21 protein-coding genes are annotated in these 20643 nt (G+C 35.6%); 11 read left to right on the top strand and 10 right to left on the bottom strand.

Going from position 1 to position 20643, the window contains the following annotated elements; genetic code table 11:
• Positions 1–2: 2 nt before the first annotated feature.
• Both LEP1GSC202_RS07660 and lsa14 read right to left on the bottom strand, forming a co-directional pair.
• Complete coding sequence (locus LEP1GSC202_RS07660; protein ID WP_015677308.1) at positions 3–320, bottom strand: TRL-like family protein; 318 nt, start codon at positions 318–320, stop codon at positions 3–5.
• A 12-nt stretch (positions 321–332) separates the two neighbouring features.
• Complete coding sequence (lsa14, locus tag LEP1GSC202_RS07655; protein ID WP_015676501.1) at positions 333–725, bottom strand: adhesin Lsa14; 393 nt, start codon at positions 723–725, stop codon at positions 333–335.
• Positions 726–1090: 365 nt separating this feature from the next.
• Between lsa14 and LEP1GSC202_RS07645 the strand changes: the two genes are divergently transcribed.
• The 3 genes from LEP1GSC202_RS07645 to LEP1GSC202_RS07635 are packed head-to-tail and all read left to right on the top strand — an operon-like array spanning position 1091 to position 3281.
• A complete protein-coding gene (locus tag LEP1GSC202_RS07645; RefSeq protein WP_039928350.1) occupies positions 1091–2209 on the top strand; it encodes a WG repeat-containing protein in 1119 nt (372 codons plus the stop codon).
• Positions 2206–2817, top strand: coding sequence for a hypothetical protein (locus LEP1GSC202_RS07640; RefSeq protein WP_015677456.1), 612 nt, complete (start codon positions 2206–2208; stop codon positions 2815–2817). The genes LEP1GSC202_RS07645 and LEP1GSC202_RS07640 overlap by 4 nt, the downstream gene beginning before the upstream one ends.
• Positions 2818–2831: 14 nt before the next feature.
• Entirely contained in the window at positions 2832–3281 is a 450-nt protein-coding gene (locus LEP1GSC202_RS07635) for a DUF3995 domain-containing protein (RefSeq protein ID WP_015676696.1), read from the top strand.
• A 106-nt stretch (positions 3282–3387) separates the two neighbouring features.
• On the opposite strand, the gene LEP1GSC202_RS07630 is transcribed toward LEP1GSC202_RS07635, so the two are convergent.
• Both LEP1GSC202_RS07630 and LEP1GSC202_RS07625 read right to left on the bottom strand, forming a co-directional pair.
• Positions 3388–3966: a phage tail protein gene (locus LEP1GSC202_RS07630; protein WP_015677403.1), complete on the bottom strand. Its 579-nt coding sequence runs from the start codon at positions 3964–3966 to the stop codon at positions 3388–3390.
• 35 nt (positions 3967–4001) lie between these two features.
• Positions 4002–5387, bottom strand: coding sequence for a hypothetical protein (locus LEP1GSC202_RS07625; RefSeq protein ID WP_208597387.1), 1386 nt, complete (start codon positions 5385–5387; stop codon positions 4002–4004).
• Between the two features lie 490 nt (positions 5388–5877).
• Here LEP1GSC202_RS07625 and LEP1GSC202_RS07620 point away from each other — a divergent pair, with 490 nt between their 5' ends.
• From LEP1GSC202_RS07620 to LEP1GSC202_RS07610, 3 genes are read left to right on the top strand one after another with little or no spacing between them, the layout of a single operon-like run.
• The gene (locus tag LEP1GSC202_RS07620) at positions 5878–6435 is read left to right on the top strand and encodes a dihydrofolate reductase family protein (protein ID WP_015676517.1); all 558 of its coding nucleotides are present in this window, start codon (positions 5878–5880) and stop codon (positions 6433–6435) included.
• A 5-nt stretch (positions 6436–6440) separates the two neighbouring features.
• On the top strand, positions 6441–6812 hold the full coding sequence (locus LEP1GSC202_RS07615) for a DUF2200 domain-containing protein (RefSeq protein WP_015677465.1): 372 nt from the start codon (positions 6441–6443) through the stop codon (positions 6810–6812).
• A 14-nt stretch (positions 6813–6826) separates the two neighbouring features.
• Positions 6827–7801: a hypothetical protein gene (locus tag LEP1GSC202_RS07610; protein WP_015676654.1), complete on the top strand. Its 975-nt coding sequence runs from the start codon at positions 6827–6829 to the stop codon at positions 7799–7801.
• Positions 7802–7877: 76 nt separating this feature from the next.
• Here LEP1GSC202_RS07610 and LEP1GSC202_RS07605 read toward each other — a convergent pair whose 3' ends face one another.
• On the bottom strand, positions 7878–9323 hold the full coding sequence (locus LEP1GSC202_RS07605) for a beta-propeller fold lactonase family protein (RefSeq protein WP_244147664.1): 1446 nt from the start codon (positions 9321–9323) through the stop codon (positions 7878–7880).
• A 158-nt stretch (positions 9324–9481) separates the two neighbouring features.
• On the opposite strand from LEP1GSC202_RS07605, the gene LEP1GSC202_RS07600 reads away from it, so the two are divergent.
• Positions 9482–10027, top strand: coding sequence for a DUF4256 domain-containing protein (locus LEP1GSC202_RS07600; protein WP_039928345.1), 546 nt, complete (start codon positions 9482–9484; stop codon positions 10025–10027).
• Here LEP1GSC202_RS07600 and LEP1GSC202_RS07595 read toward each other — a convergent pair.
• From LEP1GSC202_RS07595 to LEP1GSC202_RS07580, 4 genes are all read right to left on the bottom strand, one after another.
• The gene (locus LEP1GSC202_RS07595) at positions 10008–12746 is read right to left on the bottom strand and encodes a CHASE domain-containing protein (RefSeq protein WP_015676760.1); all 2739 of its coding nucleotides are present in this window, start codon (positions 12744–12746) and stop codon (positions 10008–10010) included. The two genes, LEP1GSC202_RS07600 and LEP1GSC202_RS07595, sit on opposite strands and share 20 nt — an antisense overlap.
• 198 nt (positions 12747–12944) lie before the next feature.
• Positions 12945–14276 (bottom strand): cell envelope integrity protein CreD, encoded by a 1332-nt coding sequence (creD, locus tag LEP1GSC202_RS07590; protein WP_015676987.1) that lies wholly within the window; start codon positions 14274–14276, stop codon positions 12945–12947.
• 75 nt (positions 14277–14351) lie between these two features.
• On the bottom strand, positions 14352–15791 hold the full coding sequence (gene creC, locus LEP1GSC202_RS07585; protein WP_015677178.1) for a two-component system sensor histidine kinase CreC: 1440 nt from the start codon (positions 15789–15791) through the stop codon (positions 14352–14354).
• A gap of 4 nt (positions 15792–15795) precedes the next feature.
• Positions 15796–16473 (bottom strand): response regulator, encoded by a 678-nt coding sequence (locus LEP1GSC202_RS07580; RefSeq protein WP_015676981.1) that lies wholly within the window; start codon positions 16471–16473, stop codon positions 15796–15798.
• Between the two features lie 169 nt (positions 16474–16642).
• On the opposite strand from LEP1GSC202_RS07580, the gene LEP1GSC202_RS07575 reads away from it, so the two are divergent.
• Both LEP1GSC202_RS07575 and LEP1GSC202_RS07570 read left to right on the top strand, forming a co-directional pair.
• Positions 16643–17140 (top strand): P-loop nucleotide/nucleoside kinase family protein, encoded by a 498-nt coding sequence (locus tag LEP1GSC202_RS07575; RefSeq protein WP_015677444.1) that lies wholly within the window; start codon positions 16643–16645, stop codon positions 17138–17140.
• Between the two features lie 114 nt (positions 17141–17254).
• The gene (locus tag LEP1GSC202_RS07570; RefSeq protein WP_015676704.1) at positions 17255–17683 is read left to right on the top strand and encodes a hypothetical protein; all 429 of its coding nucleotides are present in this window, start codon (positions 17255–17257) and stop codon (positions 17681–17683) included.
• Positions 17684–17699: 16 nt separating this feature from the next.
• On the opposite strand, the gene LEP1GSC202_RS07565 is transcribed toward LEP1GSC202_RS07570, so the two are convergent.
• The gene (locus tag LEP1GSC202_RS07565) at positions 17700–18581 is read right to left on the bottom strand and encodes a DUF4349 domain-containing protein (protein WP_015676385.1); all 882 of its coding nucleotides are present in this window, start codon (positions 18579–18581) and stop codon (positions 17700–17702) included.
• A gap of 111 nt (positions 18582–18692) precedes the next feature.
• Between LEP1GSC202_RS07565 and LEP1GSC202_RS07560 the strand changes: the two genes are divergently transcribed.
• Both LEP1GSC202_RS07560 and LEP1GSC202_RS07555 read left to right on the top strand, forming a co-directional pair.
• The gene (locus LEP1GSC202_RS07560) at positions 18693–19193 is read left to right on the top strand and encodes a hypothetical protein (RefSeq protein WP_039928344.1); all 501 of its coding nucleotides are present in this window, start codon (positions 18693–18695) and stop codon (positions 19191–19193) included.
• Between the two features lie 47 nt (positions 19194–19240).
• Positions 19241–20638 (top strand): OmpP1/FadL family transporter, encoded by a 1398-nt coding sequence (locus LEP1GSC202_RS07555; RefSeq protein ID WP_015676852.1) that lies wholly within the window; start codon positions 19241–19243, stop codon positions 20636–20638.
• Positions 20639–20643 lie beyond the last annotated feature (5 nt).

Here is a 20643-nt window from a genome sequence, read left to right as displayed (position 1 = left end):
GATCATTCTCCAGTTACAATGGTACAGTAGTTACGGAATACACCGGTTAATACAGAAAGGGTAGAGTGGTCGATTGTTGCAATTTTACTAATTCCATTTTTGTTTGCAACAGAACCAGCTCCCGCATCACCAACGCTAAAGAGATAAAGGACTGTCCACATACAACCTTTACCTTCTTTTGTGACTTTCACATTGTTTTCAGCATTGAAAGTACCGGCAAATTTTGTAGAGGTAAAGATACCACCATGGTTAGGTCCAATCGCACAGTTTGCGAATAAAAATACGGATAAAATTGAGATAAAAGCTAATTTCATTTTCATATTGGGCTCCGATTATGATCCTTTTACAATTGTACAAACTCGGTGGTAAACATGACCTGCAAGGATTCCGAGATGTTCATAATCAACGTATGCTATTTTTGTAATGTTTCCTGCTTTCTTCGCAGATTCAATTGAGGAATCACCAAACGCAAAAAGAGAAAGAATGGAATGGCTACATCCCTTTCCTTCAGAAGTACCTTCCGCGTTGAGACCGAGCGTACCTGGAATGTAATTTTTATGGAAGAAAAATCCTCCCTTTGTTGCTACATATGGGGAAGCATACTCACGTGTAGGGTTTGTATTTGCTCCTGGTGCAAACATGTATACATATAAATTGTTTCCAGAACAATTCAATGTAAGAAATAGTAATGTGAGTGAGATGGCAAAGAATATGCTCTTTTTCACATGATTCTCCTGGTGATTAGTGATTTTTGACAGAAGTATTTTGGGAATCAATTTGTGTCAATCCACTGAACATCCATTAGAAGAAAACCATACAATGGAATACCAATTTTGTAGTAAAAAGCCTGTTAAGTGGCCTTTCCCACTTTCTGATCGTTTGTTGGGACCTAACAGATGTATGCTAGATCCCTGTTTATTGCACCAAACTCATTTTTTTTTAAAAATTTGCGCTATTTAACCTTCGATTGGGCGCACATTTCTGGCTTTTCGCTCCAATCTTTGCTCTCGCAAAGGATTTCCGCTGCAATCGGGGGCGCTGCAAAAATTGATTTCCCTTCTTACACAGTAAAATCTACGTTAGGATTCGTATGAAGTTCCCGATTTGGATTGGTTTCTGTCTTACTTGCATTCCCTTTCTTTTTTGTACCAGTTTGCCAAAAAACCCAACCTCCCATGGTTGTGACTTTCGTTTCCAATTGACCACCTTACAAACCAGTGGTGGACCAAAACCCAATCTAAAATTCTTAGATAATCGAATTCAGGTGAGTAAGATCATATATGATGATTTATCTTCGATCTCTGAAGATTGGATGCGTACAAAAAAAAATGGAAAATTTGGATTCATCGATTTAAATGAGCAGGAAGTTTCAGATTTCGATTTTTACTTTGTAGGCGATTTTCATAATGGTTATGCTGTTTTTCGATCGGGAAGTAACTTTCGGGACCCAAGAGGATTTGTTAGTAAAACTGGAGATCTGTTAGGTGGAAAGTTTTACGACATGGTATATAATTTTGAAAATGGATTGGCAGCTGTCGAAATCAATAAAAAATATGGTTTCATTGATCGCAACGGAAAGATTGTTGTACCCATTCAATATGATTTGATTACCGGTTTCCATAATGGATGGGCGGTCTTCAAACGTGAAGAACACCAAGGAATCATCAATGCTAAGGGCGAAGAAAAAAAGTTTGTCCATGAGAAATATGACCTTCGTGGTTATTTTTATGAAGGCTCCATCATATTCCAACACTATAAAAAAATGGGAATTATGGATGCGAACTTCAAAGTCATCATTCCACCAAACTATGATTACCTGGGTAATTTTAAAGAAGGATTGGTTCGATTCAAACTAGGAAACAAATGGGGATTTTTGGACCAAAAAGGAAATGTTGTGATAGAAGCCAAGTTTGATTCCGAATATGACTTTGAAGATGGATATGCGAGCGTAACGATTGGCGGTAAAGACGGAATCATCAAACCAAACGGCGAGTATTTGATCGAACCTACATTTTCTCATATTTCCAACTTTAGTGAAGGTCTGGCAGTTGTGGAAGAAGGTGGGAAACGAGGTTTTATCAATGGCAAAGCAGAATGGGTTGTGCCTCCTACTTTTGATCAACTTGGCCCATTAAAAGATGGAGTTTTTACATTTGCCATAAAAGACAAATGGGGATTTGTCAATCTCAGAGGATGCAAACAGAAATGAAACAATGGTATCGGATTTTCCTATCTCTCATGTACACCTCTATGTTATTCGCAAATCCTATCAAAAAAGTTGAACTTAAATCTTTAGGTTTGTCCATTGAAACTCCTAACCATTGGGAAGAAGTCACTGACGAAGAGTTTCGTGATAGCAAAAATCAAATCCACTTAGAATCGAAAACGTTTACCAAACTTTTACATGAGAGCAAAGAACTTCCTTTATTTTCCATCCGAAAGGTCGATCCAAATCTGGAAGAGTATTTTACGATCATCAACATCAAAGCACTCACAACTGAATTAGAATTTAAAAATATACCATTAGACCTTAGAACCTATTTATTTCGAGTTTCTATGGCGCTCAAAAAATTTGATTACCTCATCGAACCAAAGGCAGTGAGGATCAATGGAAATTTAGCGGGTTTTGCTCTTTTTTCCCATACCATCATGGACGAAGCACAGAACGAAACTAAGGTGGTTTCAGCAATTTGGGTATTTCCAAGGAAAGGGTATTTTTATATGATTGGATCTGGTATGGTGGAAGAAAATTTTGAACCAGTTTTTGAAGAAGTAAAACAAATTGTGAACACATTTAAAATCGAAAAGACTAAGTAAGATAGGTGGATCCAATGGCACTCTTCTCTCTCCAAACCATCCTTGCACTCCTTACGACGGCACTCCTTTTTGCTCTTTCCTTAATCCATATCTATTGGGGATTTGGGGGTTTGTGGCCAGGCAAAACCAAACAAGATTTAATCGATAAAGTGTTCGGAAAGGGAAATCAGTTCCCATCGCCTTTCAGTTGTTTTTTTGTAGCAACTGGATTGTTATTATTTTCTTTATTGCCTTGGATCTGGATGTTTCGTTTTGAATTAAAACTCACTCAACAAACTTTGAATTTACTGCCTTACCTATTCTACATTGTTTCGGGAATCTTTTTACTCCGAGGGATTTTGGGATATTTCCCTTTCCTCACCAAACATTGGAAACCAATCTTTGTTCAATATACGAAACGGATCTACAATCCACTTTGTATAGTTTTAGGGTTGGCATTCTTATTGATTTTGTATTGGTTTTAAGCCAATCGAACCAAGGTTTCCGTGGCCGATCTTATTCAAAGATTAGAAGTTAACCATCCAAAGAATCTGAAAGGTAACTTCTAATCTGTATGAAACAAAAGTTGTTTTAGTTTTTTCTCATACAGTACGTTAAAGCAACGTTTTTAGGACGAGTTTCGTTTCCTGTTCTTGGAGTTCCGTTGATCCCATCAGTTTTGATTGTACTTGCAGATCCACCTTGAATCGATGTGGATCCAATTACTGGAGAATCACGTGTTACTATGATACCACCCATGACACCAGAATAGGATGCATAGTAAGCTTGAAGATCATGGTAGTGGCCTTGGAAACTATCTTCTTGGTAATGTCCAATCACTCTTGGACCAGCCTCATCTCGATCTGCTGGACCTGTTCCTACATCGTCTCTTCCTCTAACAAATGCACCGCGTAAATTTGGTGTACCATTGGTTCCATCTGCTGGTGCCCAACCTTCCGGGCAATCATTCAAATAAAATGCAACCACGGCACCTTCCGGAGCTGCAATCATAAAGTTTTGATTGATGCGAGCAGAGCTAATGACTTCTCCTGGAGCAAATAAATTCATAGCTGCTGCAGCTGCTACCAAACTTGTTGTAAAAAATCCTAATGTAATTCCTACACCTTTAAAAAATCCACTTTTTAAATATTCTTTAATATTACCTTTCATATCATTATTTCCTCTTATGTTTTTCTAAAATTTTTTCAATTGAATATACATGTGGAATCAAATCTCCCAACATCATATTGACACAATACACCAAATCCTTTCACCAAAATGTTGTAAGTCGAGGTGAATCCTCCCAAACTAACTGAAATCGTTCCCGTCCGGTCTGTTGGATAATACAAGGCGGTAAATTTTCCAAAATCCGAAAATGGATCACCAAAAGTACCAATCACTCCTTCGGAAGCAAAAGTAGGATGAACGAATATAAAGTTGTTAAATGAATCATATCCGACAGCATCAAGTGCAGTTGTAGAACCAGCTGTGACCTCAAATGGATTTGGTAATTCTGCTGAATTGTATAAAATCAACATACGAACCATAATACCTGGATACACATTAATTGGCATGGATAGATTTAAGTTTCCATAACTTGCTTGGATATAAGACCCACCAATCACTTGTGCCGTATAACGTGCGCTTAACCAATTTGGCCTGGAAGTAACACCTTTGCCACCAGCAAATGTCATTGTTTCCGCTGGAACTGGATAATATGTTGCAGATGAATTCCCTTTTACCTGTACTGTTAGATCTCTGGAAAAACCTGCGGTCATCCTCGTGATTGTAGTCTGAAACCGAATTGGTGTTACAGCATCTCGTATATCACCATTAACTGTATCGAATGCCGTTGGTGCCGTTGCCGGTCGAGTCACTCGAGCATTTAACGAATCATATACTTCGATGTAGTATTCCAATCCTTGTGCAACGATATCTGTTGCTGGAATTTTTGCTTGGTAAAATTGATTGGTTCCATCGTTTTCATCTGGTAACATCACGATACTTTTGAAAATCGAACCACTACCTTGTGTTCGGTAATAAAACCTAGCTGTCACAATCGCCGATGCATCCCAATCTGTAATTGTGGTCCTAACAGTTGCTGGAAGTCCTTCAATCAATCTACCTGGGAAAAACGTCGCACCACCAATTGTTGGTGGGTTGTTTCCCAAAACTAAATTTTGAGCAGTCAAAATGTAGTTTGAGAAATGGTAAATTGATGTTGTCACACAATGATTTACTAAATCAACATCTCCACCATAACTGATGTATTTGTTTGTTTTCGGATCATAGTGTTGTATCTGTAAAGAATCTTCCCGTTTCCCTTTTAAAAATTCAGGTCTACCATCATAACAAATTTTCATTTGTACAGGTTTGTTGAATTGTAAATGTTCAGGACCAAATTTATAAGCTACTTGGATTGGTACGACTGAGCCACTTGGTTCGGGTAAGGAAGTTTCAGAATACGTGATCACCGTTTCTTCATCTAACGCACCTAAAGGTATCGTTAAACTCATCGTTGGTGCTTGGATCACTGCTCCCGTTTCAGGTTTTACTGAAACTGAGTTGGAAGCAAAAAATGAACCAAACACAAACATCTTGTCTAAATTAGTTATCCCACTTTCACTTTTGCACGTTAGAATGTGACAAAACGAAAAAGCAAAGATAACAAACATTACTTTGCGCATACTTTTTACCTTTTGTTTTCAAATCAATTACTACACCCATAGGTTGCCACCCATGGCATAATAATGTCGCCAAATGTGAAAAACGAATTCCAATGAGTCAATATTTTTTTTCGACTAACACAAATTTTATTATTTTTGAAACAAATTCCATTCGCCAACTATAGCTCGTTAATGCACCACAACTGCAAATAGGGCAATGGATTTTTATGAGATTCCCTAAAACATCTACACTGCATTAGGTGATTGGAATGAATGATTCTTTGCAGCAGAACATCTGATTCATTGTCTACATTTTTAATCTCGGAAGGCAAATTAGATCCATCTTTTTTTCCCTGTCAGATTTACGGGTTCAAAATGTTCTTTCAAGTTCCACTACAAATCGTAAAAAGTGCGCATGAGAAAGGTTGTTTTTGGCATCAATACAAGCGCCGACGGATTTTATGGCCACACAGGAATGGTTGTGGATGATGTACTACACCAATACTTCACAGATTTATTAAAAACAGCGGATCAGATATTGTATGGACGCATTACATACGAATTGATGGTACCTTTTTGGCCAGAAGTGGCAAAAAACAAATCCATGTCAAAGGTTAGCAATGAGTTTGCGGACGTATTTACTGGTTTAGAAAAAATTTTATTTTCTCATACCATCACAAAGGTTGAAGATCCCAATACCACGCTCGCTAGTCTTCCTTTAGTCGAAACAGTCTCTCAGTTAAAAAAACAAGTTGGGAAGGATATTTGTATAGGCAGTTTGAGTGTTGCAACACAGCTCTCGCAAGTGGGTTTGATTGATGAATACCATTTTGTGGTACATCCTGTCATCGTTGGAAGTGGTCCAAAGTTATTTGCAAACCAAACCCTAAAACATTCTGTTTCTTTGGATCTTATCGACTCTCGAAAATTACCTTCAGGCCATATGGCACTCCATTACCGAACACGGAGATAAAACCAATGCAACCAACAGAAGAACACAATGAAAAATTAGCGAAAATGACGTTTGCTTCGGTTTATCCATTGTATGTCACGAAAGTGGAACGAAAAGGAAGAACGAAGCAGGAATTGGACCAAGTGATCACTTGGCTTACTTCTTTTGATCAAAAGAAAATTGAAGAAATGATCAAAAACAATGTATCATTTGAAAATTTCTTCGCCAAAGCAAAATTAAACGAACATACAAATTTAATCAAAGGATTGATTTGTGGGTATCGGGTAGAAGAAATAAAGAACCCTGTCACTCAAAAAGTGCGTTATTTGGACAAACTCGTCGATGAACTTGCAAAGGGTAAGTCAATGGACAAAATACTTAGAAAACCAAAACCATAAAAAAGGAAACTCCATTGAAACTAATTACTCACCTTTTCTCTATTCTTTTGTTTTTCATTTTGCCATCCGCAGTTTTTGCTACCCCTAAAACTTTAATGGACTATGAACCAATTTTACGAAATGCACTCACTCAGTTTGAAAAGGTTTTCAAATCATCACCAAAAAAACACGAATTAGTCGAACAGAAAGTGGTTTTTATGATGAACCAAGCGCTGAAAGGTGAGGTAACCTTTCTAATCGACTTAAATGCAAACCAAGATTTATCTGCAATGGGTTTTGTTGATTTCTATAACGAAAACAAAAAACCTGCCATTGTCATTGGAACTTATTTTTTAGACCAATTTGAAAAAAATCCAACAATCTTTTTCTCTGCTTTGGTACATGAGTTTACACATGCTTATGACTTTTTTAATAGCCAAAGTTATTTTCTTTATTATAAAAACAATCGAATTGTAAAAGCATTATTTGAAGCAGATGCATATGCAGTTGAGTCACTTTTCATTCAGAATTATTTAGTACCTCAAAACATCAAATTAACAAAATTTGAAGTTTTTTTATTAGATGATCTAGAGAAAAGTAGTTTGTCCAAAATTATTTTGATCAATCAGACAGTGAGTTTACCTCTATTACATACGTTTTTAGAAATCAGAGACTCTAAAGAAACAATCGAAGCAAAAATAGGATCATTAAATGTAATTGGTGAAAATTTATTATCCAAATTCGAAACCATTCAGACACTCAAAGATCCCGAAAACAAAATGGAAATCATCTCCATCTATTTTACTTATTCAATTTTATTAGATCAGTTGGTTTATGATATAGAACAAAAAGAGAAAGAAGAGACAATTGACCCGGAAACCTTTTCCTTATCGAAATACTCAGCTTTATACCAAACACAGAAACAAATCTCAGAAAAAATAAAGCGTTATCAAAAAGATTTTGAGGATTACATCGTAAAGGAAAACCAAAGGATTCGAACTGAGATTTAATGGTTCAGGTGTCTTTGGATTGAAAAAAGGATCACTTTCAAGTCAGAAAACATTCAGGCAAATCACCATCATATCCTTATAAAAAAGTCAAATTCCATTGACGGTAGGTAAGGTTCACTGTTCCCAAAGAAGTAAGTTCGCCCGTTGTTTGGTTGATGCTAAACTGAAACATATATACATCATTATTGTCCGCAACATAAGCATACCTTCCCGTTGGATCGATCACCATAAACCGTAAACTACTGGGGAATAAAACACTCAATGTAAAGTTGAACGAGAGTTTGCCAGTGTTCGGATCAATCATATAACAAGAAATTGATCCATCATCGATATTGACAGTGTAATAAAATCGACCGTTTGGATGAATGGCAGATCCATTGATTCTCAAAGAATGTGTAACGGATTCCACCAAACTCATATTCCCTGAAACAAAATCAAAACCCAAAACTGTTATGGAAGGAAATGTCCCCACATATAAATAATTTCCATTTGGATGAGTGGAAACATTTCCCGAATAATCATTGCTAAAGCTAGGGCTAGTTGCTGCCTGCGCGAGTGTCCCAGAGGAAGGATTGATCCGATAAGATACAAGTTCTGTAAAACTAGAACTCAGAAAAAAAATAAAATTTCCATCACGTGAGATTTGAAGTTGAGTTTGGGCATTCCCGGTTGGATAAGAATTGATAAAACTAAGAGTTCCATCTGCATTGATGGCGAAGGCACGAATGGACTGAGTCCCTTCCGAAGCAAGGTACACATACTTTCCATCGGGAGTCACAACTAAATTTCTTGGGTTTGTACCGGCAGGAGAAGTAAATGTGGCATTCGGGATTAATGCTCCCGTCGTTTGGTTGATGGTAAACTGCGAAATGGTATCGTTAGCAAAATTTCCAGTGAACAAAAATTTACCTGCTGGATCCGTCACTATCCCATTGGGATCACTGCCAGCTCCTGCTCCAATCGTGCCTGTTGGAGATAAAATCCCTGTGCTCGCATTTTGTGTCAAATGGCCAACCAAATTATCTAGATTGAATGTGGTGAAGACGTACCCTGAATACACAGTGATGTTACTGTCGGCACTGGCTCGTCCATCGCTTGCAGTGGCTCGGATTGTTACTTTACCATTTCCAATGCCTGAAACAAGACCGTTTGAGTCTACACTAGCAACCGAAGGATCACTGCTTGACCATTGGAAACTAGAACCAAGATTTTGACCGAAAGCAAAGTACTGTCCTTCCAATTGGAGGGATTCTCCTTTTCGAATTCCAGCCCAAGTCCGATTGAGTTCGATGTACGGATTCTGATTCAAAAGCAATGCAGTCAGAAAAAAAGATTCTCTAGAATCCTTACCTGTTTTGAAACATAAAATTTGTTGAACGATTGGATTGAGAAGGCAAGCGTTTAGATTAAAACCCAATAAAATGAATAAAAAATAGTTTTTAAAAAAACACTTCACTCGCATATTCAAAAACAAAAATCGTCGGTACCAGCAAACATACATATTACGATATTTAGGTGTCATTCTAAATTCATAGTCATCGTAAAAAAATACCTTTGCCCTAACAATAAATTGGCGTTTTGAAGTTGCAAAATTCGAATTCCGATGTCAGAATACAATTCAGTTTCCCTGATTCTGGCAAATCTGAGTCAGGAATCAATCAAGAAATACCACTTACGAATATGAACCAAGAATCGTTCCTCATCCTATTAAAAGAAAGATTTGAAAAACATCCCAACCGGCACAAAGGGATTCAATGGGAAGCTGTCCTGGACAAACTTAAAAAACATCCAGAAAAACTAAAAACTCTACTTAAGATGGAAGAGTCAGGTGGAGAACCAGACCTCGTCCAATTCGATAAAAAGAAGAATACGTTTACCTTCTATGATTGTTCTTTAGAAACTCCAAGTGGCAGAAGGAGTTTCTGTTATGATAAAGAAGCACTCAATTCCAGAAAGGAACACAAACCAAAAAATAATGCAATTGATTTTGCAAAATCAATGGGAAGCAAAATTTTAAACGAAGAAGAATATCGTTATTTGCAAACTTTGGGAGAATTTGATAAAAAAACTTCAAGTTGGATTGAAACACCACCATCCATACGAAAATTAGGTGGGGCACTCTTCTGTGACTATCGATATGGCACTGTTTTTGTGTACCACAATGGAGCAGAATCGTACTATGCAGTACGAGGTTTTCGAACTTCGATTACGATTTATTCAAATTAGCTTTTGAAAAAATTTTATAAATGGAATGCAACAATTCAGATAGAATAATAGGTTTTTTCACACAATCATCCATTCCGTTTTCCAAATACTCTTGGATTTGAGAATCCATGTTGTTCGCTGTGAGTGCAATAATGGGAATTCTTTGGTAGTCGTCTTTCCTTTGGCGGATCCGTTTCGTTGTCTCCAAGCCATCCAATTCGGGCATTTGAATGTCCATTAATATCAAATCAAACTTAAAACTTTCATTTGTAAGTGATCGATCTAAAAGTTGAATCGTCTCTTTACCATTGGAAGCAATGGTTACATTTACTTTTTCTTTTTCAAGAACCTTCCTGACAAATTTTTGATTGAGAAGATTATCTTCAGCAACTAACACATTTATATTTTTTAAATTAAATGTATCGAGTGATTCTATACGGTTATTGATTTGTTCTGGAATTGCAACCTGGTGAAAAGGAATGGTAAACTTAAAGGTAGATCCAATGTTTAACATACTTTCAACTTTTATATCACCACCCATTAAATTGACTAGTTGTTTAGAAATGTACAAACCAAGACCAGCACCTTCAAATCGTTTGGTGCGAGCATCCTCAAGTTGTACAAATCGATCAAACAATCGTTTGATATTTTCTTCGGAAATTCCAATCCCTGTGTCATGCACACAAAATTCGATAAAGTTTCGAGAAGGGTCTAATTTGACAGCCAAGGTGATGATTCCACTTGGTGTGAACTTTAACGAATTACTGATCAGATTATTCAAAACTTGGCGTAATCGATTCTCATCTACTAGTATGTGTAAGTTTTTATCTTCTATGGTAAAATCCAAATTAAGTTTGAGATTTTTATCGATTACATCTGATTGAAATAATAATTGGATATCACGGCATAACTTATATACGTTTGTCTCTGTTGGTACAATTTCTAATTTATGATTTTCTAACTTAGAAACATCTAAAATATCGTTGATGATTGTGAGTAAAGATAAAACTGATTTTTTTGCATTGTCTAAATAATCTTTTTGTTCGATGTCGATATTTGTTTCTTCGAGTAAAGTCAACATACCCAAGACTCCATTCATTGGAGTTCTGATTTCATGACTCATATTTGCTAAAAAATCTGATTTAACTCGATTGGCTTTCTCTAACTCAAAAGTTCTTTTCTCTACTATGTCTTGAATGCTTTTTTCTTTTCCAAGAATAATGAGCATTAATATTCCCAACAAACCTGTCAAAAAAGAAGAGATGATTAAAATAAACCGTGAGGCATTTGTTAGATTTTTTTCAAAGTATTCTTTGGTAGCTACAATTTTGAATGTTATGGTGTGACTTCCAATTTGAGTTTTATGAGTATGCGAAAATTCAGAAAACATTTTTTCATGCGAAGAATTGCAATTACGATTATATACTTCTTTTGCTTCTGTTCTATCACCATCCATGATTTGGACACATAAATTGTTTTGATCATTCCCAATTAAAGATTTTTTGATTATGGAAGTAATTTTGATTACGGCCGTTGCGAAACCAAACTCTCCGTCACTTCTTTTGATGGGATAAAAAACCAAAAAACCAATATTATCAGAACTATCTTGTACTAAATTGACTTTGCCAGTAATTTCTAAATCATTAGTTTCCAAAGAATTGAGAAGGGCAACTTTACGAACAGGATTGGAAAACACATCATAACCTACAGCTGACTCGTTGCCAATCAAAGGGTAAATATAACGAATGAATACATATTTAGATTCGTTAGGTGACTTTTTGAATTGGTTATCTTCTCTAGTGTTGATCCCAGTTGAACTAGGATAATCGATTTTTAACTGAGATTCATAGTAACTTCGTTTCGAATGAGGAATGGAAACATTCCAAGATAAAGCCGAAACACTTTCCGTTTCTTCCAATATAGACTGCGCATAAGAATCAAATTCTTTTTTTGTTAAATTCCTTTGTAAGGAAAGAAACGCACCTAATGATTTTACTACTCTCAAATTCTCGAAAATTCTATTTTCAATTTCAGAAGAAATGATTTGACCATCGGATTTAATTCGATAACGAATGAATTCTTTTTCCCAATCTCGAGTTACAAAAAAAATAGTAAGAGTTAAAACAAATGTTCCCATGGTAGCGGATGTAAATAGTAAAAGCCGCATACCAGTTTCTTCTTTCAAAAACCATTTATAGGTTAAAATAACGATTGGAGTAAATATGATAATTCCAATAGAATCACCTAACCACCAAGTAAACCAAGTTTGGAATAAAAAATCCTGGTAAATGATTCCAAAATGGTAGAGTGACAAACTTCCTATGATTGATGAGAAAATTGCAGAGGTTGGACCTGCCAAAAGAAAAAAAGACAATAAATCTCTTACAGAAAAAATATTTAATTTTGAATCAGAGAACCTTTTTAGTATGTATCCACCAAACAATGCAGAAATGGAATTTCCAAATGAGATAAGAAGATTTTGGGGATTGTGAGTAAATGTTTTGAACCAACTGAACTCTGGATCAGAAAACGATGTGTTTGTCAGGTATGCTGCTAAAAATAATGCGAACCAAATTCTGTTACCAAAAATTAGAATAAAACCGAGTGCAAACCCAGCTGGCGGCCATACAGGAGTACTGTATCCGTCGATCGAAGAAAGATACAAACTGAATTTTCCAGAGGTGAAATATACTACAAAAACAAATAGAAAGACACCTATATTCCGAAAAAAATAATTCATCTTTTCCTCTATAGAGTGCATACTCTATTAAAGACGAGTAAAAAATAAAGAATCTAAAACAAATCGGTAATGTGAATTGAATTTTTGTGTATTTTTCCAATTGGGGACATATTTGAACGGAACTATTTCCTCACTTATCTTGAATTTTAAGAAAAAACTCTGCAATCAATTTTGAATTCATTACAGAGTTTGTATACATCACTGATTCTGAGAAGTTAATCCAAATTGGTACCAATTGATTTTTCGAGTAAAGTGCATCACCAACGCCAATATAGCAAATAACGTTACTGATCCCAGCAATAAAGCCTGATCTTCTGAAGCCAAAATTACATATAAAAAGGAATATAAAGTGAGATAGTAAATCGCCGTTATGATTCCTTTTCGTTTATTGTTTAGAACATGCATCGCGTAATATCCTATCAGTGAAGTGACTGCAAATGAGGATATTATGTAAGCCGATAGATAACCTATGTGTTCCGATAATGATAAATTCAAAACATAAAAGATTACCATAGCACAACCGATTAATATATATTGAATCGGATGCAAAATGATTCCTCCAAAAACTTCCATCAAAAAGAATAAGGTAAAACTTGTTACAAGAAATAACAGTCCATACTTAACAGATCGTTCTAATTTTAAGTAGTGGTCCACAGGAATGAGTAAACTCACACCAAAGGCAGAATTGTAAATTGAGTTTACAATCGAATCGTCTAAAGAGTGGATCACTTGAGGGTAAGATCTTGAAAAATAAGAAGTTTCCCAGACGGATCGAAATCCAGTATCATGAATTTCTCGATCCACTGGTAAAAGGTTTCCATTAAAAGAAGGATCTTTCCAATTTGATTCCATGGTAACTTTTGTTTTTTTACCAATGGGAATTATGGAAAATATTTCTGAACCTTTTAGTGATAAATCCATAACAAAATTCATTGTTCCAAAGTTTTCATCTAATTTGATAGGAAGGCTCATACCTGTCGTAAAAAAATTAGATTTGGTTCCAGGTGAAAAATACTTTTCCTTCCCATTCCAATTGAGTTTTAAATCTCCACCTAATCCTTTTAAGTCGGATACAGAAACCATTACCCTTGCATCCTCCCAATAAATATAAGTTGTATCCATAGGAAAATCTGAAACTAAGATGTTTGAGAATTTTCCATTTAGATGAATTTTATTTGTGTAAAGGGGAATATGATAGATGCCACGTTTCCTTTCTTCCGTTAACATTTTTGCTTCATAATTAAGATCTTCCGGAAAGAAATAAGCATAATCTGTAATGTAGTCCCATTTCTCTTTTGATTGAGAAGTTCCTGATTTTGGAATTCTTACGTTATAAGGAATCACAATAATGGGACCGAGTAATGTTTGGCTTTGGCTCCACTTTGCTCCCACTTCAGAAACTGCTTCCATACGAGATAAACTGCGTTCCTCGATGAGCGACCCAACCATGGAAAGGGGAATTAAAAATAAAATTATCATCACACCTAAAATCAAAAGGCGAATGTTTACGGAAGATATTAATTTGTTCATACAAAACTCCTACCAATCTACTGTAAGAGATATTGGTGAGAGAATTATGGTCGCAATGTGAGGATTGTGTGAGGATTAAAAATTTTGGAATAAAATGCTGACCTCCACTCCCTTGGGATCTAAATTGCGAATTGTAAGTTCGGCTTGGTGAAGGTCCGTAATTTCTTTAACGATACTCAAACCTAACCCCGAACTCTTTCTTTTGTCACTCGGTCTTGGAAGAGAAAAAAACTTTTCTGTCAGTTTTGACAATGCAAAGTCTGGAATCGATTGTCCTTCGTCTGCTATGATTAATTTTGTATACGATTGATTTACCAATTCCAATTGAATCGTGATCTGATCATTTGAATTTGCAAATTCAATCGAGTTTCTTAAAATATTTTCAATAGCCATTCTCAAGTAGGATTCATTTCCTTTGATCTGAAGGGTATCATTCGAAAATATCTTTTTCACATGTAGATTTTTTCTTTCTAACACAATCTCAAATCGATGGATCACTTTCTCTAAAAATGAAACCATTTCAATTTTGTCTTCTAACTCAATTGAATTTTTGCCTTCTAACGATGATAATTCGAGTAACTGGTCAATTAAACTTTGAATACGTTTTGCTTCTGCTTCTATTGTTTTAGTAAGCCTATGAATTTCATTTGGATGAGATTCAATTAATTCAACAGAAGCTAAAATGGAAGACAAAGGACTTTTGATTTCATGGGTAAGTGTCTGTACATAAGATTCTACATACTTTTTTCCTTCGAGTTCCAATACAAGTTGGTCAACTTCTTTTCCTAAATCGTTTAGTTCTTTAATTCCTAATTTCGGGAATGTTTTTTTTTCCTGATTCCTTAAGGAAATGACATACTGAGACAATCGGATGATAGGACGAAAACTAATATAAGCAAGAATACTGAAAACAATGGCAATTGATGATGCCACTAACAAAGAAATATGCCAAAATTTATTTTTGGCCTCCTCTATAAAAGGAATCACTCCAATTTTTGGTTTGATAACCGTGAGTACACCAATGATCTCATTTTGATAACGAATCGGAGATGCAATGAATAAAGCACCTTCCTTTTCAGAATCAAACATTTTGCTTGAGCGAACTCCATATTTACCTTTGAGTGTTAGAAACACATCATTGTATTTTGAATAGTCGAGTCCCTCTCGGAACTCTTCAGAATCAAAAATTACGATTCCTTTGGAATCAGTCACATAGATTTGAATGTCAGCATTGGTTTTTAATAGAGAATAAATTTTTGCTTCGAATATACGAGTACGAACATTTTGAAATGGTTTTTGAAACAATCGTTTCACAAGCGAAGTTAATTGAAACCGATTGTTTGGATTTTTTTTAATTTCTTCTTCAACGATGGCTGATAAAACATGTGTGGTATCATTCAACGATTCTTCAATCGTCTCCATGTACCTAGGTCGGATGGACTCTTCTGTTTTATCGATTAAATAATAAAAACCAATACAAAGGATAAAAAAAAACTGATAATGATTCGTAACCAAAGGTTCATATAATTTCCTTTAAACCGTATCCTTGCCCTCGTCTCGTTTCAATAGGATCAAAATTCGAATCCATTTCTTTAAACCTTGCTCGAATATTCTTTATGACAGTATCTACGGCGCGATCAAAACTATCTTCTGGTTCTGTCCAAACAATGTCCATAATTTCTTCGCGAGTAAAAATTCGACCAGGCCATTTAAAAAACAATTCCATCGTTTTGTATTCGTAAGGTGATAAATTCAAACTTTTTCCGTTAAAATAAATGAGTTTTTTTTCAAGGGAAATTCTAATTTTTGAATTTGATTTTTTTTCGATCTCCAAAGGGTTTTGGGTCCGTCGTAAAATGGCACGTATCCTTGCCAAAAGTTCCCTAGGACTAAATGGTTTGACAATATAATCGTCTGCTCCGATCTCAAGTCCTAATACTTTATCGATTTCGGAATTTCGCGCTGTCAAAAAAATCACAGGTGTGGCAAAAGATTTGCGAATTGATTTTAAAACATCAAATCCACTTTGGTCAGGCAGGCCTATGTCTAGAAGAATAAGAGAAATATCATCAGCTAACATCTGCAAGCCTTGCGTTCCTGTAGCTGCGATGAATATCGAAAACCCTTCTGCTTCTAATGCGATTTGGATCGTTTCTTGGATCCCGGGTTCATCCTCAATGAGTAATATTTTGATCATACAATTGGTGAATTTGATCGAATAAAATTGAGACCAAACAGAATTCAGTGAATAAAAGTTGAAAAGAAAAGCAATCAGATAAAAACAGAAAATGTCAGGGTATTGACCTATTCAGAAATTTTATGACAATTCCTAAATTGTTGTAGGTTCGATTCCAACATGAAAGCTTATGGAAAAACCAAAACCAACGTTACATTTCCTTTGCGGAAAAATGGCTTCTGGCAAAAGCACTTTGTCAAAAAAAATTTCCCTGGAAGAAAAGGCCATTTTATTTAGCGAAGACATCTGGTTGCAAAGGTTGTACCCAGAAGAAATCAAAGACTTCGAAGATTATAAAAAATACAGTGCAAGATTGAAAACGATTCTAACGGATCATATTAAAGAAATTCTATTAAATGGGATGTCTGTTGTATTAGATTTCCCAGCGAACATCCCGAAAACTAGAAATTGGATCCGTGAAATCTTTGAATCAGCGAACGCCAATCACTTGTTACATTTGATCAATCTATCGGACGAAGATTGTCTGCAACAGCTCCACAAACGAAATTTGGAAAAACCAGAAGGTTCTGTCTTCATGACTGATGAAGAATTTCATATGGTTACTTCTTATTACATTCCTCCGACAAAAGAAGAAAACTTTATCACCAAAGAATATTTTAAAAACTAATTCAAATTCCTTTCCTTACCCATTTCTGGCATTGGTTCAAATTGAATTCTGTTCTTTAAATGAATTCAATAATTACAAGTTGACTCTTTTCCAATCCAAAGTATTTCCATTGCCATGAAAAAAATTACTTTAATATGGATTCTCTTCTTTTTACCTTATTTTGTTTTTGCAAACGCAGATACAAAATCAAAGGAAATGTGTGAATGTCTCAAAAAAGCCAAGTCATCCCAGGCAGAATCAGACAAAAAAGAATGTTTGAATTTAAGAGAAAAACATGTAAAAGCCTTAAAAAAAGGCTCGAAACAACATGAAGGGTATTTAAAATCCCTTAACCAATGTGAACAAGAATTAGCTGGTCTCCCGCAGGTTGACCCAAATTTAACAACGGAAGAAAAAACAAAACTGGTATGTGATTGTATGAAACAGGCAACCAAACAAAATCGAATGGGTTGTTTCAAATTACAAAGTGACTATGCCAAAACAATCTCCGACTCGGAAGAGAAAAAGGCATTTAACCTCAATTCTCAATCCTGCGGAGAATGAATTAGATAAATAAGGATTAGATTTTCTTTTGTCTAACCCATTGAACCAATTTTTTACTTGGTACATATAAAAGTCCAACAACAAGGAAAACCGGGATCATCCAAACTAGCAGGTAGGTAAATTCTAAGAAAAGATTGGTGATCCCAACTAGGGCATTTCGGTATTCTGGCACAATGATTTTGTCACTTGGTGTTGGCACACTAAAACTCAGATTTAAGGTTGCCCATTTCACCCGATCATTGATTTTCCAAATCTGAAGTTCAGATTGGTCCAATCCATCTTCACTTGAGGAAATAGCTTCCTCAATCGATTCCCAATTTTTGGAATTACTGGTGGTTTGGTTATTTGCTATCGTCCTTCGTTTGACTCGAATTTTTTCGCGAGTTGTTTTGATTTTTTCCCAAACCATTCCTTCTGTGTGGTCAATGGTACTGATGTTTTCATTCAATAATGTCCCATATGTATCTAACTCTAGTAATGCTTCATATAGTTTTTCCGCTTTAATGCGAATTTTTACATTCATATAAGGAGAATCAGAATTGACAGCGGAACTAGATTCGATGAATCCATATTTGGTGATGAAAGATAACAGATCTTTTCTTGTTTTGATTAAGTCCAAAGTTTGATAACCCAAATCAATTTGGAATTCAAGCAGTCGTTCTTGGTTATTTTGGATTGGTAAAAACACTGGACCAATTGAATTATCTTTTGATTGGAGTAAGGGTTCGGCACGTTCTTCTACTGCTTCTGCACTTGGCATATCCTTCTTTTCATAAGAAGAAGGACTCATCTTTCGGTCCTCAGAAGTGTAGGATTCGGTTTCTTCATGAGATCCTTTTCCACAACTTGCAAAAAGTATCACGATCGTAAAAACTAATAATATTTTATATTGTTTCATAACAAAACCTTAAGGAAATCATTCTAATCAATACTAACAACCGAAGGGAGTTTCTTTCTCAATAAAAAAATAGAACGACAAAAGAAGGTTCCTTTATGCACCATTGATTCCATGTGGGTATATTTGGTTAGTTTATTGTTTCATATTCTTTCTGCTATGATTTGGTTGGGAGGAATGATTTTTTATGTGATCGTCGTGATGCCTGTCATTCGAAATCCAAAAGTTAAAGAACAAAAATTAACCTTACTTCAATTAACTGCACTCCAGTTTAGAAAAATATCTTATATTCTTTTTCTCCTATTGTTTGTATCAGGATTAGGTATGTTATATACAAAAGGTTATTTGGTACAAGGACAGTTCGTCTCTTTTTTTACATCTAATATCGGCTATATGTTTTCTTTAAAGATAGGATTGTTTTTGTTATTATTCCTTTCCTCACTTTACCACGATTTTGTTTCTGGACCAAAAACATTTGTATTTTTAGAAAATGATCCTGTTATGTTCGAACGGTATCGCAAACTATCTGGTTTTTTTGGCAGGTTCAATTTATTACTCTCATTAGGCATAACGGTCCTTGGGATTTTGGTTTCAAGGGGGGTTTCAGTCTTTTAGTTAAAAATCCTCTTGACTCTAAAGAGAATGCTTTTCGACTGAAATAAATGATTTCGAGTCGCAAATTCATTTTTATATCGATTCTAATTTGGACCTACTTGGTACCAAAGTCCCAAACACCTCTGGAGGCTTTCCATGGGATCATGCAACCAGCGTTTGGTGCAAGACAAGCGGGGATGGGTGGTGCCTTCCAAGCGGTTGGTGGATCTGTGATGGATTTAGAATCCAATCCCTCCCATTTGGCACGTGTTCAAAAAACCAAATGGGAGTTAGGTTCCTCCTTTCACTTACCTACGATCGAATACAATGATACTTACATAGACACGAACCCAAATCGCTCATACCAAAACAATATGGTAGAGAATCCAAAGGCAATTTTACCTTATATTGGAATCATCAAACCTATCACAGAAAGTATAAGTATTGGTTTTGCAATGTATGCACAAGGTGGTGGTGGTGGGAATTTTAAAAACATCAAACGAATCACACCCGATGGTCGTTCTATCAATGATACATTTGGAAATACCGTCCCTTTGATTGGTGAAAGAAATTTGGCAGTCGAAGATCTCAATTTTCGATTTATGACTATGAAATCAACGTTTGGTGTAGGAATAAAACAAGGGAAGTTTGCTCTTGGTCTTGGACTCGATTTAGTGTATGGCTTTATGCAACTCAAAAGAACTTACCAAGATGAAACAAGAAGCCTAACAATACCTGGAGGAATTCATTATCAAAGTGATCCAGCATATACTGTTGGTGGAAAAATTGGATTTTCGTATGATCTAACACAAAACATACGTGTTGCCTATTCCTATACAACTCGTAATGTACTACCACTGGATGGTACTATGTATGTCGATTCCTATTTACCAGAACGTGCCTTCGCTACAAGAGTTTCACGTTATATGATTTGGCCCGATAAACATATAGCAGGGATATCTTTTCACAATGATAGATGGATTTTCGATTTAGATCTTAAATACATTCCGTGGTCACAAAGTTTTAATTCTAGTAAATTCAGATTAGAAGATGTATGGGTAAGAACGCCTTTTGGTGTGGAAACAAATGCATTTCAGTTCAATTTAAACTGGAAAAATCAGACAATCATAGCGATCGGAGCTGAATATAAGTGGAATGAAACATACAAAACTCGTGTCGGTTACAGTTATGGTAATAATATCATACCTGCTAGTGGTGTAAGTCCAATGTTAGGTGCAAGTATTGAGCACCACCTATCTACTGGTGGGAGTATCTCATGGAATAATACAACTTTCCATCTTGCATGTGAATACGGATTTCCTAAAAAAACTAATGGTGGGAAAACTTCTGACTGGACGTTATCACACTCTGTCTTTTCTACTTCAGAAATACATCCCTTACAGTTCTCTTATCAAAAAACGATGAGTGTGTTTAGTCTTTATCTAGGAATGGAACAATATATTTAAAGGAA

This window comes from Leptospira yanagawae serovar Saopaulo str. Sao Paulo = ATCC 700523 (genome assembly GCF_000332475.2).
Classification (GTDB): domain Bacteria; phylum Spirochaetota; class Leptospiria; order Leptospirales; family Leptospiraceae; genus Leptospira_A; species Leptospira_A yanagawae.
This window is presented reverse-complemented; position numbering and strand designations above follow the sequence as displayed.

What these genes read in the sequence shown, in the direction of transcription:
- LEP1GSC202_RS07660 (WP_015677308.1), bottom strand. Translation starts at nt 320, where the DNA reads ATGAAAATGAAATTAGCTTTTATCTCAATTTTATCCGTATTTTTATTC.
- LEP1GSC202_RS07555 (WP_015676852.1), top strand. Translation starts at nt 19,241, where the DNA reads ATGATTTCGAGTCGCAAATTCATTTTTATATCGATTCTAATTTGGACC.
- LEP1GSC202_RS07615 (WP_015677465.1), top strand. Translation starts at nt 6,441, where the DNA reads ATGCAACCAACAGAAGAACACAATGAAAAATTAGCGAAAATGACGTTT.
- LEP1GSC202_RS07565 (WP_015676385.1), bottom strand. Translation starts at nt 18,581, where the DNA reads ATGAAACAATATAAAATATTATTAGTTTTTACGATCGTGATACTTTTT.
- LEP1GSC202_RS07605 (WP_244147664.1), bottom strand. Translation starts at nt 9,323, where the DNA reads ATGACACCTAAATATCGTAATATGTATGTTTGCTGGTACCGACGATTT.
- LEP1GSC202_RS07575 (WP_015677444.1), top strand. Translation starts at nt 16,643, where the DNA reads ATGGAAAAACCAAAACCAACGTTACATTTCCTTTGCGGAAAAATGGCT.
- LEP1GSC202_RS07630 (WP_015677403.1), bottom strand. Translation starts at nt 3,966, where the DNA reads ATGAAAGGTAATATTAAAGAATATTTAAAAAGTGGATTTTTTAAAGGT.
- LEP1GSC202_RS07595 (WP_015676760.1), bottom strand. Translation starts at nt 12,746, where the DNA reads ATGAATTATTTTTTTCGGAATATAGGTGTCTTTCTATTTGTTTTTGTA.
- creD (WP_015676987.1), bottom strand. Translation starts at nt 14,276, where the DNA reads ATGAACAAATTAATATCTTCCGTAAACATTCGCCTTTTGATTTTAGGT.
- LEP1GSC202_RS07600 (WP_039928345.1), top strand. Translation starts at nt 9,482, where the DNA reads ATGAACCAAGAATCGTTCCTCATCCTATTAAAAGAAAGATTTGAAAAA.
- LEP1GSC202_RS07570 (WP_015676704.1), top strand. Translation starts at nt 17,255, where the DNA reads ATGAAAAAAATTACTTTAATATGGATTCTCTTCTTTTTACCTTATTTT.
- LEP1GSC202_RS07560 (WP_039928344.1), top strand. Translation starts at nt 18,693, where the DNA reads ATGTGGGTATATTTGGTTAGTTTATTGTTTCATATTCTTTCTGCTATG.
- LEP1GSC202_RS07645 (WP_039928350.1), top strand. Translation starts at nt 1,091, where the DNA reads ATGAAGTTCCCGATTTGGATTGGTTTCTGTCTTACTTGCATTCCCTTT.
- LEP1GSC202_RS07635 (WP_015676696.1), top strand. Translation starts at nt 2,832, where the DNA reads ATGGCACTCTTCTCTCTCCAAACCATCCTTGCACTCCTTACGACGGCA.
- LEP1GSC202_RS07580 (WP_015676981.1), bottom strand. Translation starts at nt 16,473, where the DNA reads ATGATCAAAATATTACTCATTGAGGATGAACCCGGGATCCAAGAAACG.
- LEP1GSC202_RS07640 (WP_015677456.1), top strand. Translation starts at nt 2,206, where the DNA reads ATGAAACAATGGTATCGGATTTTCCTATCTCTCATGTACACCTCTATG.
- LEP1GSC202_RS07620 (WP_015676517.1), top strand. Translation starts at nt 5,878, where the DNA reads ATGAGAAAGGTTGTTTTTGGCATCAATACAAGCGCCGACGGATTTTAT.